Here is a 14628-nt window from a genome sequence, read left to right as displayed (position 1 = left end):
AGCAGAACGCCCCGCTTGCCGTGCGGCAAGCGGGGCGTTGTCGTGGCGGGGATATTCGCGCGGCGGTCTAGTGCGCGGGCCGGGCCGGGGCGGGACGCAGCGGCGGTGCCGCCGGCGCGCGGCGGGCGTGGCGGCTGCGCTTGCCGCGCACGAACCACGCGACGGTCAGGAAGGCCATGGCCGCGCCGCTGCCGTAGGCCATGGCGATCATCAGCGCGCCCCGCAGGGCAAAGATCAGGAACAGCGAGAAGTAGATGCTGGCGGGCCGGGCCACCGGGTTATCGCCGTGGAACAGGCGGTCCAGCAGGCGTACCACCCAGGCCAGCGCCACCGCATAGGCGATCACGCCGGGCACGAGGAAGTCGATATAGGCTTCCGCGATCAGCGGCGCCGACAGGTTGTCGAAATCGAGCTTGTAGTAGGCCATCAGGAACTGGCCGATGTCGATGCCCGTGGCGTGCGGCTTGTTCTCCCACAGCGTGTGCGGCACGAAGAACAGCAGGCTGCCCATCAGCTGCTGGCCGTAGTGCGCGCCGTCGCGGCTGACCATCTCCAGCACCGTGCAGATGTTGGCCCACGCGTCGTAGTGCAGGTCCAGGAAGTGCTCGAAGTAGAGCCAGGGGTCAAGCACGTCGGTGGGGTGCCAGGCGGTCAGGTCCACGTGCGTGAAGACCGACAGCAGCGGAAAGAACACGCCCGTCATCAGCAGCAGCGTGGCGGCCTGGCGGCGCGACGTGCGCGAGAACCAGGGCACCATCAGCAGCACCAGCGTCAGGTAGACCGGGCCGATGGCGTTGCGCTTCTCGATCAGCGGGTTCTGCGCAAACAGCACGCAGACCAGCAGGAACAGCGCCACCATCAGCCAGAACGGCTGGCGCAGCAGCTTCATGCCCTTGACGTTGACCAGCATCAGCAGCATCGGCACCGGCAGGAAGCACAGGTACTTCTGCTGCAGCAGGTACTGCGGCGTGACCTCGATGATCTCGGCCTGCGCGCGCAGGTCGATCGACTGCCACGACAGCGCGGCGGCCAGCCCCGCGATGCCCACCATGACAAATGCCCGCGGCACGGTCAGCCGTGGCGCGGGGCGGGGCGGGGCGGCGTGGGGGCGTCGGTTCGGTGGCCGGTGGCGGTCATGCCGGCCAATGTAGCCGCGCATGCCCACGTAGACCATGATGAACAGCGTGCACAGCAGGTTGGTGGCCACGGCGGGCGCCTCTTCCAGCGTGGCGGTGTTCACCATCACGCCGTCGAAGTAGGCGCGCTGCACCACCGGCGCCACCACCAGGAACAGGATCTCGAACAGCAGCACCCCGGCATCCGCCAGCGACGGATGCCGTTCGCGCCCGTGCACGAACCAGTGCATGACGACCGTCGCGGTCAGCAGCACGGTGGATAGCAGCAGCATCGGCGAATCGATATGCGAGACGACGTGGCAGTACCCGACGATCGCAAACAGTGATGCCGCCAGCAGCATGTCCCAGAGGGACCCGGCCGACAGTCGCATGGTAGGTCTCCTACGCGTGGGTTTCCACGGCGTGCGGCTTGATGTCCCGGCTCAGCCGCCCGCTGGACATGGCGTCCTGGTAGGCGATCTGCAGGCCCGATTCCAGCGCCACCAGCGGACGCCAGCCCGTGCCGTTGATCACGCTGCTGTCCAGCCGCTTGCGCGGCGTGCCGTCCGGGCGCGACGTATCGAAGCGGATGCTGCCTTCGAAGCCCACCACCTTGGCCACCAGCAGCGCCAGGTCGCGGATCGACACTTCCTCGTCGGTGCCCACGTTGAGAAAGCCGGCCGCCCCGACATGCTGCCGGTAGGTCTGCGACGGCAGGTTCATCACGTGGACGCAGGCGCGCGCCAGGTCGTCGGCGTACAGGAATTCGCGCATCGGCGTGCCCGAGCCCCAGATGGTCACGTCGGGCGCGTTGGCCAGCTTGGCCTCGTGGAAGCGGCGGATCAGCGCCGGGATCACGTGGCTGTTCTCGGGGTGGTAGTTGTCGCCCGGCCCGTAGAGGTTGGTCGGCATCACGCAGCGGTAGTCGGCCCCGTACTGGCGGTTGTAGCTCTCGCAGAGCATCATGCCGGCGATCTTGGCGATGGCGTAGGGCGCGTTGGTGGGCTCCAGCGCGCCGCTCAGCAGGGCGGATTCGCGGATCGGTTGCGGCGCCAGCTTCGGGTAGATGCAGCTCGACCCCAGGAACAGCAGGCGCTGCACGCCGCCGTTCCAGGCTTCGTGGATCACGTTGGCCGCGATCATCAGGTTCTGCTGGATGAACTCGGCCGGGTAGGTGTCGTTGGCGTGGATGCCGCCCACGCGCGCGGCGGCCAGGTAGACCTGCGAGATGCGCTCCGTCGCAAAGAAGTAGCGCACTTCGTGCTGGTCCGTCAGGTCCAGGTCGGCATGGGTGCGGCAGACCAGTTCCACGTCGTCGCGCGTGGAGAGTGCCCGTGCAATGGCGGAGCCAACCATGCCCCGATGACCCGCGACGAAGATGCGTTGTAGTTGTCTATTCATGGTAGTCGTATGTCCGGAAGCCTGCCATCTTGACCAGCGCGTCGCGGCGGGCCGACAGGAAGTCCGCCTCGATCATCTCGTTGACCAGTTCCGTGAAGCTGATGCGCGGCGTCCAGCCCAGCTTCTCGCGCGCCCGGGTGGCATCGCCGAGCAGCGTTTCCACCTCGGTCGGGCGGAAGTAGCGCGGGTCCACCCGCACGATCACGTCGCCCACCTTGCAGCGCGACGACAGCTGGCGGCCATCGGCACGGATCTCGGAGATGATGCCCACCTCGTCCACGCCGCTGCCCTCGAACGTCACGGTGATGCCCAGCCGCTGGGCGGCGGCGGCCACGAATTCCCGCACGCTGTGCTGCTCGCCGGTGGCGATGACAAAGTCCTCGGCCACGTTCTGCTGCAGCATGAGCCACTGCATTTCCACGTAGTCGCGGGCATGGCCCCAGTCGCGCAGCGCGGACAGGTTGCCCAGGTACAGCGTCTCCTGCAGGCCTAGCGCGATACGGGCAATGGCGCGCGTGATCTTGCGCGTGACGAAGGTCTCGCCGCGCACCGGGCTCTCGTGGTTGAACAGGATGCCGTTGCACGCGTACATGCCATAGGCCTCGCGGTAGTTCACCGTGATCCAGTAGGCGTAGAGCTTGGCCGCGGCGTACGGGCTGCGCGGATAGAACGGCGTGGTTTCCTTCTGCGGGATTTCCTGCACCAGGCCGTACAGCTCGGACGTCGACGCCTGGTAGAAGCGCGTGTCCTTTTCCAGCCCCAGGATGCGCATCGCCTCCAGCAGGCGCAGCGTGCCCACCGCGTCGGTGTTGGCGGTGTACTCGGGCTCCTCGAACGACACCTGCACGTGGCTCTGCGCGGCCAGGTTGTAGATCTCGTCGGGCTGGGACTGCTGCACCACGCGCACCAGGCTTGCGGTGTCGGTCATGTCGCCATGGTGCAGGATCAGCCGGCGGTCGTCGGCCTGCGGGTCCTGGTACAGGTGGTCGATCCGCTCGGTGTTGAACAGCGAGCTGCGCCGCTTGATGCCATGGACCTCGTAGCCCTTTGCCAGCAGGAACTCCGTCAGGTACGACCCGTCCTGCCCGGTGATGCCCGTGATCAAGGCGCGCCTTGTCCCGTTGCGTCCGCGCGGCGACGGTGCCCGGTCGGGCGTCTGTTCCTTGTCGGTTGCGAGTTTGTCCAGATCGATTGCGCCCATGGCCGTCACATGTTGGTTGCCGATGGGGATGACTGTATTGAGCGTGCCGGGGGGCCACTGTCTGCTATCCCACACAGTGGGGCGTGCCCGTCATCCGGATGGGATGAGGTGCGAAAAGCAAATCGGGCGCCGGCCCGGAAAGGCGGCGCCCGATGGCGTCCTGCAAGGCCGCTGGCGCGGCTCAGACGACCGGCATGCCGGCGTCGTAGGTGGGATCGTCGCGGCGGGCAAACGCGCGGCGGGCGGCGCCGTCGCGGGCGGCGTGCTCGTCGCCGTTGACCCATTCCAGCGTGGCGCCGCGCTGCAGCGCCGCGTACACGGCCTCGCCCTTGTTGCGGACCTTGAGGCGCTGGTAGAGCGTGCAGGCATGGCTCTTCACGGTGGCTACCGAGATATTGAGCATGCGGCTGACGGTCTTGATCGGATAGCCCCGGGCCAGCAGCACCAGCACTTCATACTGGCGCGGCGTGATCTTGAGCATTTCCGCCTCGTCGTAGCTGGGCTCCTCCTCGGCCATCGGGATGGCCGTCACCGGCAGGGCGGACGTCGACGCGATGGGCTGGCCGGGCCGCAGGCTGGTCAGGTCGCGCACCGCCACGGCGGCACGCATGGCGCTGGCGCAGGCCGATGGCGACGCCGGGTCCTGCGGCATGGCCGCCGACAGCGGCAGCGGGGCCGCCGAGGCCAGCGACGTGGCCGCCGGCATGGCCGAGCGCGACGCCACCGGCGTGGCCACGGCCTCGCCCGCGAACATCAGCCCTTGCACGCTGGAGATGGCCAGCCGGATGGCGGCCTCGATCACCGCCAGCGAGGCCGATTTCGGCAGGCAGCCGCAGATGCCGCGCGCGGCGTCGGCGGATGGCACATGCAGGGGCAGGGTATCGGCCAGCAGCAGGATGCGTTGCGGCGCCAGCCGCTCGCGTGCCTGTTCCAGCTGTTCCCAGCCGGTGGCCTCGTCGGCCGGCATGCCGAAGACCAGCAGGTCGGCGTTTCGGTGTGGTGCGTCCAGGCGGTTGATGTCGGCCGGCGCCAGCGCCAGCACGTGTCCGGATTCCTGGATGGTTTCGAGCATCTGCAGCAGCCCGAGCCGGAGCAACGGATGCTCCTCGATCAGCAAGGCGTTCATTCTTCTTGACTCCCCGTTTATGGGTGAGATGCGGGACGCTTTGCGTGAGGGAAGTCCACCGCTGGCCGTTGCGGCCACCAATTGATGCGCCGCCTGCTTCAGCTGCAACCCCGTGCTTCCGTGTCAGTCGATGCCCGCTTGTAAGATGGGCTTGTCCGCGCGACCGGAAGGATGACCCGTACCCTAACCCGAAAGAAAATCTCGCTCCTAAATCGAAACTTAAATTCATCTTATGGGCTGGTCGGAACGAATGCAAGCAGGCTGATCGGGGTGGAAGCCACGGTGTAATGCGTTCCCCCACTTAATCCATTGACCGGGTCGTGCATTTGGCTGGAGAAGTAATTGCAACGCCATGTCGTTGGTACCGGCAGGGGGGTTACACGGTTGATACAGCTAGGCTGGCGGTTGTTTCACGCATGCAACCGAATCGAATGAAAATAGCCGGACGAATATCAAAAACTAACCCGCATGGGGGGTGTGGCATTAACGAAAATCGTGTGCGGTGGCCCATTACTGAAACCGATTCAAAATATTCCGCGTGTCAGTATTTACGGGTGCGACCTTGGTGGGGGTTCTGGCGGACTAGTGCAAAAGGATGACGTCCGGGTCGTGCGTCGGCAGGAAAGAAAAATGGGTTGTACCGTCGTCGTCGCCCGGCCTGCTACCGACCGCCGAAGGAGGCCGGCGGGGCCCGCAAAAGGCAGCGGGCCGGTCCCCATGCCCGTGGGTCCGGCCCGCCTTTGCCTGTTGCGATGCGCGCGGCGCGTGCCCCCGGCCGGGAGCAAGCGCTGACCTGCCGTCGGCGCCTTATCGCCAGTAGCCGGGGCGCTGGTACCAGCCGTGCGGGCCGCGGACCCAGCGATCCGGGACGTAGCGATGGCCCGGACGTTCCGCCTGCCAGTAGCCGCCGCGCCACGCGTAGTTGCCGCGCGCACGGTCGTAGTGGCCCGGTACCCATACCTTTCCGGGGCGCGGCGCCGGCCGGACCTCGTGGCGCGGCGGCGGGGGCGCGTTCCGGTAGTAGCCGTCATGCGCCTGCGCGGCGGGCGACAGCAGGCCGAAGATGCCGCCCGTGGCAAGGACGGTTGCAGCAAGCAGGATCTGGCGTTTCATGGGTTTCTCCTTGATTCGGCGGCAGCCGGAATGTCGATGTTCGGTCCGTGGCCGGCTCAGTAGCGGCCGCCGCGGTAGTAGTCGTGGTGGTAGTGGCCACCGCGTGGGGGCACCACGATGCAGGCCGACAGCAGGGCACTGGTGGTGGCCAGCAGAAGGGCCAGGGCGATTGCGCGTTTCATGTGGACTCCATATCCGGTTCGCGTTGAACACGGCTTCACTCTAGCGGCGCACACCGCGCCAACGCGGTTGCACTTGTAAGGCTGTCTCACATGGGCGCGCGCGCCGACCCGCCCGCCGCCGCGCTGGACGGCCACCCGCCAGCCCATATGCCACAAGGCCCACCGGGAATGTGACGCAGGCGCGCCGGCGATCTCTGACCTGTCAGCGGCAAGAAATGTGGCGTTACATCGGAAATGTCTGGCGTAAAGGTTCGGCCATGCATCCGGCGGCGCCCGCCTGCCGGCAATCCCTGTCATCGCCGCCGCCCCGTGCCACGTTGTGCGCAGAAACGGGTACGCTTGAAGACGTGGCATGCGGGCGCAGCCGCCCCGTCGCGGTGCGTTGCCGATGGCACGAAGCTTGCACAATGCTTGTCGCCGTATTCCCTGAGGGAGGACGTCATGCCGGTCATGTTCATCGTGCTGGTACTGCAGGCGCTGGAAGGCTTGAGCCCTTTCGCCGTGCCCCAGTTCGCGCGTGCGCACCTCGACGGCGGTCCCGTCGATGCCGTGGCGGTCATCGAGCGGACACAGTCACCCTAGCCAGCCTGCCGGCCACGTCGGCCCCCCGGGGATTCCATTGAAGACCGACCGGAGAGACTAACCATGAATCGCGACGACGTGACGGACCTGATCATCGAAGCCAAGGTAAGGCGCGGCATCTCGTGGGCCGACGTGGCCCACAAGGTGGGCAAGAGCAAGGAATGGACGACCGCGGCCTGCCTGGGCCAGATGACGTTCGACGAGGCCGGCGCGCGCGCCGTGATGGAAATCTTCGACCTGCCGGCCGAAGCGGAGCCGTGGCTGCGCACGGTGCCGTACAAGGGGTCGCTGCCGACGCAAGTGCCCACTGACCCGCTGATCTACCGCTTCTACGAGCTGGTCAGCGTCTATGGCACCACGTTCAAGGCGCTGATCCACGAGGAATTCGGCGACGGCATCATGAGCGCCATCGACTTCCGCATGGACCTGCAGCGCGAGGCCGATCCGAACGGCGACCGGGTGCGCATCGAGATGTCGGGCAAGTTCCTGCCCTACAAGACGTACTGAGGGTTGTGCTGAAACGACTGGAACGAAGCGGGGCAGCCGGCTGGCCGCCCCGGCCGGCGGGTCAGCCGAAGTATTCCTGGTAGAACCGCGTGCATGTGCCCGCCTGGCGGAAGGTGTAGGGCAGTTCAGCCATGGCGGCGGCTTCGAGCGAGCCGAACGGGATGTCGAGATCGGCCTCGGTCTGGGTGGCCATGTCGTCGGTGCGGGAGGTGTGCTGCGGGTTCACGATAACTCTCACTCGGTCGGGGGCGGCCTGCCGGGCCGCCGCATTGCTGGGGGTCGATTGCGCGACGGGTTTGTCGCCACGCAGTCATCGTACGAAACCCGGCGCCTTCGATCATCGGGTTTACGCTGAAAAGACTGTTTCAGTTTGGGGATCAATGACGGTACGCTATCGCACCGATAGCGGCGCGGGCGCAACAAAAGCGGGCTGTCGGACCCTGCCACCCGGGGCCCGAAGAAATCCCGCCAGGCCATGCGGCGCGGGACTATAGTCACTGTGGAACCGCCCCCAGAAGCGGTTCTTCACTTCCCTGCCACCCCCGCAGGAGTCCGCCATGAGTCTGCCGCCTTGCTTTGCCGACCGCCGGGAGGCAGGCCAGTACCTGGGCCGCCGCCTGGCCGAACTCGGCTACGCGCGCCCCGCCAGTGGCGACGCGCCGCTGGTGCTTGCCCTGCCGCGCGGCGGCGTGCCCGTGGCGCACGAGGTGGCGCTGGCCCTGCATGGCACGCTCGACATCCTGCTGGTCCGCAAGATCGGCGCGCCCGGCTATCCGGAACTGGCGCTCGGCGCGGTCGTGGAGGGCGATGCCAGCGGCCACGGGCCGCACACCGTGATCAATGAAGACCCGTGGGCGCGGCGCGCGGTGGAATCGGGCGCGTTCGATGCCGAGCGCGGCCGGCAACTGGGCGAGATCTGCCGCCGCCAGCAGCGCTACCGCCAAGGCCGCCCCGTGGTGGCCATGGCAGGCCGCTGCGTGATCGTGGTGGACGATGGCGTGGCCACCGGCGCCACCATGCGGGCCGCGCTGGACGCCGCGCGCGCGGCCGGCGCGGCCAGGATCGTGGCGGCCGTGCCCGTGGGATCGGCCGAGGGGCTGGACAAGCTGCGCGAGGTGGCCGACGAGGTCGTCTGCCTCAACACCCCCGCCAGCTTTGGCGCGGTGGGCGCGTTCTATCTGGATTTCTCGCAGACCAGCGACGACGAGGCCATGGCGCTGCTGCGCGCGGCCGCGTGCGCGTCGGTGCTGCCGCCCGTGGCCACCCGTCCGCGCGGCGAGCCTGCCTTCAGGGCTGGCCCGCTGGCCCCCTGAAGCGCGCTTTCAGGTGCGGGATCAGCCCGCCGGCGTGCAGCAGCGCGCGCAGGAAGTCTGGCACTGGATCGCACGGCACGCGCCTGCCATCGTCCAGGTGCAGCTGCGCGCCATCGAGATCGAAGGTCGCCCGCGCGCCGTCGGGCAGCGTGGCCGCCTGCGGACAGACCAGCACCGGCAGGCCGATATTGATCGCGTTGCGGTAGAACAGGCCCGCGAACGAGCCGGCCAGCACCGCCGACACGCCCAGGTGCTTGAGCGCCTGCGGCGCCTGCTCGCGCGATGAACCCATGCCGAAGTTGGTGCCCGCTACCACGATATCGCCCGGCCGGACGGTCGTCGGGAACTCCGGTCGCAGGTTTTCCAGGCAATGGCGGGCCAGCGTGTCGATGCCACCCTTCATATAGGGCGCGGGCGCCATGGCGTCGGTGTCGATGTCGTCGCCAAAGCGCCAGATGCGGCCGGCGGGCGGGTGTTCGAAGTCGGGGACGGGGGTCATGCCAGCATCGCGCGCGGGTCGGTGATCCGGCCGGTGACGGCGGTGGCCGCCACGGTATAGGGCGACGCCAGCCAGACCGCGCTGCCGGCATCGCCCATGCGGCCGGCGAAATTGCGCGCCGTGGACGCAATCGCGCGGCTGCCGGCCGGAAAGCGCGACGCGCCATAGCCGGCGCAGGCATTGCACGCGTTCGGCAGCAGTTCGGCGCCGGCATCGATCAGCACGCCGAGCGTGCCGTCCTGCGCGGCAACCTGCTGGTCGCGCACGGACGCCGGCGCCACGCGCAGCGACACGCCCGCGGCCACCTTGCGCCCGCGCAGCACGCGCGCCGCCATCCGCAGGTCTTCCAGCTTGGCGCCGGTACAGGCGCCGATGTAGGCGATGTCGATGGCCTGCCCCGCCGCCTGCGCCACGGGCGCGCTGTTGGCCGGCGAATGCGGCGCGGCCACGTGCGGGGCCAGCGCCGAGGCGTCGAAGCGGTGGGTGGCCAGCACCGGCGCATCGGCGTCGCTGCGCCACGGGCGCGGATCGATGTCCGCCAGCGTGGCCGCGTCCACCCCGGCCTGCGCCAGCCATGCCATGGTCGTCGCGTCGGGGGCGATCAGCCCGGTCTGCGCGCCCAGCTCGGTGCACATGTTCGTCAGCGTCATGCGTTCCTGCATCGGCAGCGCGGCCACGGCCGGGCCGGTGAACTCGATGGCCTCGTACCGGCCGCCGCCCAGCCCCAGCGTGGCGCACAGGCACAGCATGATGTCCTTGGCGCAGACGCCGTCGGCCAGCGCGCCCTGCCAGTCGATGCGGATGGTCTGCGGCACCCGCAGCCAGATCTCGCCGGTGGCCAGCACGCCAGCCATCTCGGTGGCGCCCACGCCGAACATGTAGGCGCCGAACGCGCCGCCCGTGGGGCTGTGGCTGTCGCCGCCGACGATGAAGCGGCCCGGCAGCACAAAGCCGCGCTCGGGCAGTACGACGTGGCAGATGCCCTGCCCGTCGATGAAGTTCGGGATGCCGGCGTCGCGTACCCAGTCGCGCGTGAAGCGCAGGATCGCTTCCGCATCGGGGTCGGCGGCCGGCAGGTAGTGGTCGGTCACCACCACGAAGCGCGCCGGGTCCCACACGCGGGCGCCCAGTTCGCGCAGCAGCGGCGCCACGCGGCGCGGCCCGCTGGAGTCGTGCGACATCGCCAGGTCCACCTTGCACATCACGATGCTGCCCGGCGTGACATGGTCCACGCCGGCCGCGCGCGCCACCAGTTTCTGGGCGAGCGTGGCGGGCAGCCGGACGGGATCGACGGCGTTGCCGCTGGACAGCGTCATTCCGGCTGGGCTCCGGAATACCGGACGACGGTGGCCCAGCGCTTGACGTCCTGTTTCACGAAGTTGGCGAACGCGTCGGGCGCCATGCCGCTGGGCTGCGCGCCGTCGGTCTCCAGCCGCTTGCGCACGGCCGGCTGCTCCAGCCCCTGGCGCGCGGCCTGGTAGAGCGTCTGGGTGATCTCGGGCGGCAGGTTGGCCGGGCCGAACAGGCCGAACCACGCGCTCGACTCGAAGCCCTTCACCGTCGCGCCAATCGGCTGCGCACCGGGGAACTGCGGCAGCGGCGCCGGGCTGGTCACGCCCAGCACCTTGAGCTTGCCGGCCTTCACGTGCTGCGCCACGTTGAGCGTGCTGGCGAACATCAGGTCCACCTGGCCGGCCAGCAGGTCGGTAATGGCCGGCGTGGTGCCCTTGTACGGGATGTTGACGATGTAGGTGCCCGTCATCATCTTGAACATGTCGCCGGCCAGATGCACCGACGACCCCACCGAGCCGATGCCGAAGTTCAGCTTGCCGGGCTGGGCCTTCGCCAGCCGGATCAGTTCGGGGATGTTGTTGGCCGGCAGCCTGGGCGTGGCCACCAGCACGCTCGGCACGTTGGCCACCAGCGTGATCGGCGTGAAATCGGCGATCGGATCGAACGGCAGCTTCTTGTACAGCGTGGCGTTGATCGTATGGCTGGTGAAGCTCATCAGCAGCGTGGTGCCGTCGGCCGGGCTCTTGGCCACCATGTCGGCGGCGATGTTGCCGCCCGCGCCGGGCCGGTTCTCGACCACCACGGGCTGGTCAAGCGTCTGCGACATTTCCTGGGCGATGGTGCGCGCCAGCGTGTCGGTGGTGCCGCCGGCCGGGGCGCCTACCAGGATGCGGATCGGCTTGCCGCCGGCGATGGCCGCGTGCGCGGCCGGCATCGCCAGCATTGGCGCCAGGGCCAGCAGCGCTAGCACGCGGCGGCGGCGGGAATGGGCGGAGGGACGGGCAGGCTGGAACACGCCCGGGCGAACGACTGGCATGACGATGGCTCCTCGACGATGTGATCAGGAGTGCGCAGTATGGCGTGAAACGCGTCGCCCGGAAATGCCGCCTGCGTGGCAGGAAAACGTCGTGGCCGCGCGGGTCAGTCGCGCAGGCCGGTGCGGGTTTCGTTCTCGACCCAGACGTTGGCGCTGTCGCCGCCGCCCATCGGGGACAGCTCCATGCGGTATTCGTAGCGGTCGGGCCGGTACTGGCCCATCAGCAGTTGCACCGGGCGGCCGGCCTTGTCCAGCACCACGCGGCGCACCGCCAGCAGCGCGCCGCCCACGGGCACATCGAGCAGCGGGGCCACCACCACGTCGGCCAGGCGGGCGGTCAGCACCTGCGAGGCGCGGCCCAGTTCCACGCCGGCTGCTTCCAGCAGGCGCAGCATCGGCTTGGTTTCCAGGTCGTGGCGGGCCAGCGGGCGGCCCAGGTCGGCGGGCAGGTAGGTGGTGATGTGCGACAGCGGCCGGCTGCGGTAGTGGCGCACGCGCACGATCTTGATGACGGGATCGCCTGTCTGGATCTTCAGCGCCTCGGCCACGTCGGGGGTGGCGTGCACCTCGTCGATCGAAATCACCTTGACCGACGTCTTCTCGCCCATGTCGATGATGGTGCCGAGCAGGCTCGTGGCGCGTTCCTCGCTGGCGGCGGGCTTCACCGGGTGCGGATTGACGAAGGTGCCCAGGCCGCGATGCCGGCGCACCAGGCCCTCCTGCACCAGGCGGTCGAACACGCGCCGCATGGTCACGCGCGACGCGTGGAACTGCTTGGCAAGGTCGATCTCGCCAGGCAGCGGGCCCTGACCGAAACGGCCTTCCACGATCTGCTGGCGGAGCACCACGTAAATCTGGTGATACAGGGGAACGACGGCTTCACTCATGGTTTTGCCTGGCGCATGCGCTAACAAGTCCTTGATGGGACTAATGTACGTTAAATCAGACATAGAGCCTAGCATGAAACACCCTAGTGGCGCCGACGCCGCGGTATTACGCGGCATTACCCGTTGCGCGCCGGGGCGGTGCACCGGTTCCGCAAGAAAGGCGGCCGCCACGGATGGATTCACGCCGCGCGCCGGCGTGTCCGGCTCACCCGTACGGGGCGGTGCCCGGGCGGTCCGGCCGCGACCCGGCATGGTGCGCGCGGCCGGCACCGCCTGCGCGGCATACCGTCCACCCGGCCAGCGTTGTTTCATGGCCGTTACGGCGCGCCCGCGCGCGGGTTTGCGCGGGGGTACGTGCTAACTCCTTGAATGGAAGCCGATTTTCCGCAGGGGTTCGGCCGATGGCCGGCTACCGGTCCCAACCTATGTCACAACGGTGTGACATGTCTACTGCCAAGCACAGGCCCCGCGCCCTGCGGCAGGGCAAATGCACCAGGAAAGTTCTCCTCCGAAACGGCGCGGGCCCTTGTATTTCCAGAGCTTTTCGCCGAAAGGGGGCGCGCTGGCACCGAATATGCGCAATGGGCGGCTGGTCTGGCAACCGTGCCGGACCTGAACCTCCAGCCGCTGTTCCCGAGAGCGCCGGCCGGAGGCTGAGCCGCTGCAACAAACTTCCTGGGAGCTTCGTATGAAAAAGACTTTACTCGCGTCGGCAATCGCGCTGGCCTTCGCTAGCACTGCCTGGGCGAATCCGACCAACAACAACACGACCGGAGGCGGGAACGAGCAGACCGCCACCGCGAATTCCACGCAGTCCGGTGGCGGGGCCAACGCCAACGAGAACGCCACGGCTACCCAGGACAATTCCGACCGCAGCACGTCGACCTCCACGTCCACCGACACCCGGACGGCCACGCTGACGTCGAACCGCACGTCGACCCGTACCTCCACGGCCACCAATTCGCGCAACCGTACCGACCAGGACATGAGCGGCTACGGCAACGCGGCGGCGGCCAACGGCAGCTCGGCCACGGCCAACTTCAGCAACGCGTTCAACTCCAGCCGCGCGCTGGCGGTGAGCCGGCTGAACGGCGCCGTGTCGGGCAACACCATCTCCAACATCGGCAACTACGCCACCAACAGCGGTAGCGCGGCAGGCGCCACCGGCGGCGCGGGCGGCGCGGGTACCGGCGGTACCGGCCAGGGCGGCAGCGGTGGCAACGGCGGCAACGGCGGCGCCAGCGGCAACGGCGGCTCGGGCGGCAATGGCGGCTCGGCCACCAACGGCAGCGCAACGTCGGGATCGGCCTACAACGACGGCGCATGGGCCGGCACCGGCGGACGCGGCGGCAATGCCAGCGGCGCCAGCGGTGATGGCGGCAATGGCCGCGGCGCGGGCGGCAGCGCCCTGACCGCGAGCCTGGGCGCCGGCGGACGCGGCGGCTCGGCCCTGGGTGCGGGCGGCAGTGCGGGCGCAGGCTCGCGCGGCGGCGCCGGTGGCGATGGCGGCTATGCGCGCGGCAGCGGCGGCTCCGGCCTGGGCGGCGGGTTGGGCGCTGGCCTGGGTGCCGGCGGCAGCAGCGGCTCGACCAACACGTCGAACGAGCGCGGCGCGGGTGCCGGCGGTACCGGCACTGCAACGGCAGGCGCAGGCGGCGCGGGCTCCGGCACCGGCACCGGTACCGGCATGGGTACCGGCGCGGCAGGCACCGGCACCGGCGGTGCGGGCGCGGCGGGTGGCGCGGCTACGGCCACGGCATCTGGCGGCGCAGGCTCGGGCACGGGCGGCGCCGGCGGTGCGGCCACGTCGACGGCGGGTGCGGCCACGGCCGGCACCGGCACGGGCACCGGCGGTGCGGGCGGCGCGCAGAACAGCGTCGCGGGCGCTGGCGGCGGCGGCGGCTCGGCCACCAATGGCAGCTCGACCACCACGGCCTCGAATGGCAGCGCCACGGGCGCAGCCGGTGCGGTGGGCGCGGCATCGGGCCCCGGCGGTGCGGGTGGTGCCGGCGGCGTCGGCAATGGCGGCACGGGCGGTGCGGGCAATGGTGCGGTGGGTGGCGCTGGCGGTGCCGGCGGTACCAACTACGTCGATGCCGGCACGTTCAACATGTCCAACGCCATGACCAGCGTCGGTCAGTCGGCGGCGGGCATCATGATCGCCAACCAGAACAGCGGCATGGCATCGCTGGTGCAGCAAAGCGTCAATGTGCAGGCCAACATGAACGTTGGCAGGTAAGCGGCTGGCGCGCTCTGTTCCGTTCCGCACGGAGCGGGACCGGGCCGCCAGGGTTCAATCCGGCAGGGCGGGGCCGCGCGGCGCAGGTTTGCCGCGCGGGCCCGCATCGGCCGGCAGGCCTGCAGGTTCGCGGC

15 protein-coding genes are annotated in these 14628 nt (G+C 69.2%); 4 read left to right on the top strand and 11 right to left on the bottom strand.

Going from position 1 to position 14628, the window contains the following annotated elements; translation table 11 throughout:
* Positions 1-67 precede the first annotated feature (67 nt).
* The 6 genes from QTN24_RS20290 to QTN24_RS20265 form a co-directional block, all read right to left on the bottom strand.
* Entirely contained in the window at positions 68-1507 is a 1440-nt protein-coding gene (locus tag QTN24_RS20290) for a hypothetical protein (protein ID WP_313839338.1), read from the bottom strand.
* Between the two features lie 10 nt (positions 1508-1517).
* Positions 1518-2516, bottom strand: a complete 999-nt coding sequence (locus QTN24_RS20285) for a GDP-L-fucose synthase (RefSeq protein ID WP_313839336.1) — start codon at positions 2514-2516, stop codon at positions 1518-1520.
* A complete protein-coding gene (gene gmd / locus QTN24_RS20280; protein ID WP_124685821.1) occupies positions 2509-3717 on the bottom strand; it encodes a GDP-mannose 4,6-dehydratase in 1209 nt (402 codons plus the stop codon). Before gmd ends, QTN24_RS20285 begins: the two co-directional genes overlap by 8 nt.
* Positions 3718-3898: 181 nt before the next feature.
* Entirely contained in the window at positions 3899-4843 is a 945-nt protein-coding gene (locus tag QTN24_RS20275; RefSeq protein ID WP_124685822.1) for a helix-turn-helix transcriptional regulator, read from the bottom strand.
* 807 nt (positions 4844-5650) lie between these two features.
* Positions 5651-5956 carry a hypothetical protein gene (locus tag QTN24_RS20270; protein WP_124685823.1) on the bottom strand — a complete coding sequence of 102 codons (306 nt, stop codon included), beginning with the start codon at positions 5954-5956 and terminating at the stop codon, positions 5651-5653.
* 56 nt (positions 5957-6012) lie between these two features.
* Positions 6013-6138 carry a hypothetical protein gene (locus QTN24_RS20265; protein ID WP_301337494.1) on the bottom strand — a complete coding sequence of 42 codons (126 nt, stop codon included), beginning with the start codon at positions 6136-6138 and terminating at the stop codon, positions 6013-6015.
* Positions 6139-6588: 450 nt separating this feature from the next.
* On the opposite strand from QTN24_RS20265, the gene QTN24_RS20260 reads away from it, so the two are divergent.
* Together QTN24_RS20260 and cynS are read left to right on the top strand one after the other, a co-directional pair.
* Positions 6589-6720 (top strand): hypothetical protein, encoded by a 132-nt coding sequence (locus QTN24_RS20260; RefSeq protein ID WP_313839334.1) that lies wholly within the window; start codon positions 6589-6591, stop codon positions 6718-6720.
* A 63-nt stretch (positions 6721-6783) separates the two neighbouring features.
* The gene (gene cynS / locus QTN24_RS20255) at positions 6784-7227 is read left to right on the top strand and encodes a cyanase (RefSeq protein WP_313839332.1); all 444 of its coding nucleotides are present in this window, start codon (positions 6784-6786) and stop codon (positions 7225-7227) included.
* A 61-nt stretch (positions 7228-7288) separates the two neighbouring features.
* On the opposite strand, the gene QTN24_RS20250 is transcribed toward cynS, so the two are convergent.
* Entirely contained in the window at positions 7289-7453 is a 165-nt protein-coding gene (locus QTN24_RS20250) for a hypothetical protein (RefSeq protein ID WP_172966155.1), read from the bottom strand.
* Positions 7454-7784: 331 nt separating this feature from the next.
* On the opposite strand from QTN24_RS20250, the gene QTN24_RS20245 reads away from it, so the two are divergent.
* The gene (locus tag QTN24_RS20245) at positions 7785-8540 is read left to right on the top strand and encodes a phosphoribosyltransferase family protein (RefSeq protein WP_313839329.1); all 756 of its coding nucleotides are present in this window, start codon (positions 7785-7787) and stop codon (positions 8538-8540) included.
* Here QTN24_RS20245 and QTN24_RS20240 read toward each other — a convergent pair.
* From QTN24_RS20240 to QTN24_RS20225, 4 genes are all read right to left on the bottom strand, one after another.
* The gene (locus QTN24_RS20240; RefSeq protein WP_124685826.1) at positions 8515-9039 is read right to left on the bottom strand and encodes a 3-isopropylmalate dehydratase; all 525 of its coding nucleotides are present in this window, start codon (positions 9037-9039) and stop codon (positions 8515-8517) included. The two genes, QTN24_RS20245 and QTN24_RS20240, sit on opposite strands and share 26 nt — an antisense overlap.
* Positions 9036-10355, bottom strand: a complete 1320-nt coding sequence (locus tag QTN24_RS20235; protein WP_313839326.1) for a 3-isopropylmalate dehydratase large subunit — start codon at positions 10353-10355, stop codon at positions 9036-9038. The genes QTN24_RS20240 and QTN24_RS20235 overlap by 4 nt, the downstream gene beginning before the upstream one ends.
* Entirely contained in the window at positions 10352-11368 is a 1017-nt protein-coding gene (locus tag QTN24_RS20230; RefSeq protein WP_124685828.1) for a tripartite tricarboxylate transporter substrate binding protein, read from the bottom strand. Before QTN24_RS20230 ends, QTN24_RS20235 begins: the two co-directional genes overlap by 4 nt.
* 104 nt (positions 11369-11472) lie before the next feature.
* A complete protein-coding gene (locus tag QTN24_RS20225) occupies positions 11473-12255 on the bottom strand; it encodes a GntR family transcriptional regulator (protein ID WP_124685829.1) in 783 nt (260 codons plus the stop codon).
* Positions 12256-12943: 688 nt separating this feature from the next.
* Here QTN24_RS20225 and QTN24_RS20220 point away from each other — a divergent pair.
* Entirely contained in the window at positions 12944-14494 is a 1551-nt protein-coding gene (locus QTN24_RS20220) for a hypothetical protein (RefSeq protein ID WP_313839324.1), read from the top strand.
* Positions 14495-14628 lie beyond the last annotated feature (134 nt).

Source organism: Cupriavidus sp. SZY C1, assembly GCF_032190535.1.
Classification (GTDB): domain Bacteria; phylum Pseudomonadota; class Gammaproteobacteria; order Burkholderiales; family Burkholderiaceae; genus Cupriavidus; species Cupriavidus pauculus_C.
Note: the sequence above shows the minus strand (reverse complement) of the source record. Positions and strands in the feature narration are given on the sequence as shown.

Bases quoted from the DNA above. Each gene is read 5' to 3' on its own strand.
- QTN24_RS20290 (WP_313839338.1), bottom strand. From the start codon at position 1,507: ATGCGACTGTCGGCCGGGTCCCTCTGGGACATGCTGCTGGCGGCATCA.
- QTN24_RS20285 (WP_313839336.1), bottom strand. From the start codon at position 2,516: ATGAATAGACAACTACAACGCATCTTCGTCGCGGGTCATCGGGGCATG.
- gmd (WP_124685821.1), bottom strand. From the start codon at position 3,717: ATGGGCGCAATCGATCTGGACAAACTCGCAACCGACAAGGAACAGACG.
- QTN24_RS20275 (WP_124685822.1), bottom strand. From the start codon at position 4,843: ATGAACGCCTTGCTGATCGAGGAGCATCCGTTGCTCCGGCTCGGGCTG.
- QTN24_RS20270 (WP_124685823.1), bottom strand. From the start codon at position 5,956: ATGAAACGCCAGATCCTGCTTGCTGCAACCGTCCTTGCCACGGGCGGC.
- QTN24_RS20265 (WP_301337494.1), bottom strand. From the start codon at position 6,138: ATGAAACGCGCAATCGCCCTGGCCCTTCTGCTGGCCACCACCAGTGCC.
- QTN24_RS20260 (WP_313839334.1), top strand. From the start codon at position 6,589: ATGTTCATCGTGCTGGTACTGCAGGCGCTGGAAGGCTTGAGCCCTTTC.
- cynS (WP_313839332.1), top strand. From the start codon at position 6,784: ATGAATCGCGACGACGTGACGGACCTGATCATCGAAGCCAAGGTAAGG.
- QTN24_RS20245 (WP_313839329.1), top strand. From the start codon at position 7,785: ATGAGTCTGCCGCCTTGCTTTGCCGACCGCCGGGAGGCAGGCCAGTAC.
- QTN24_RS20240 (WP_124685826.1), bottom strand. From the start codon at position 9,039: ATGACCCCCGTCCCCGACTTCGAACACCCGCCCGCCGGCCGCATCTGG.
- QTN24_RS20235 (WP_313839326.1), bottom strand. From the start codon at position 10,355: ATGACGCTGTCCAGCGGCAACGCCGTCGATCCCGTCCGGCTGCCCGCC.
- QTN24_RS20230 (WP_124685828.1), bottom strand. From the start codon at position 11,368: ATGCCAGTCGTTCGCCCGGGCGTGTTCCAGCCTGCCCGTCCCTCCGCC.
- QTN24_RS20225 (WP_124685829.1), bottom strand. From the start codon at position 12,255: ATGAGTGAAGCCGTCGTTCCCCTGTATCACCAGATTTACGTGGTGCTC.
- QTN24_RS20220 (WP_313839324.1), top strand. From the start codon at position 12,944: ATGAAAAAGACTTTACTCGCGTCGGCAATCGCGCTGGCCTTCGCTAGC.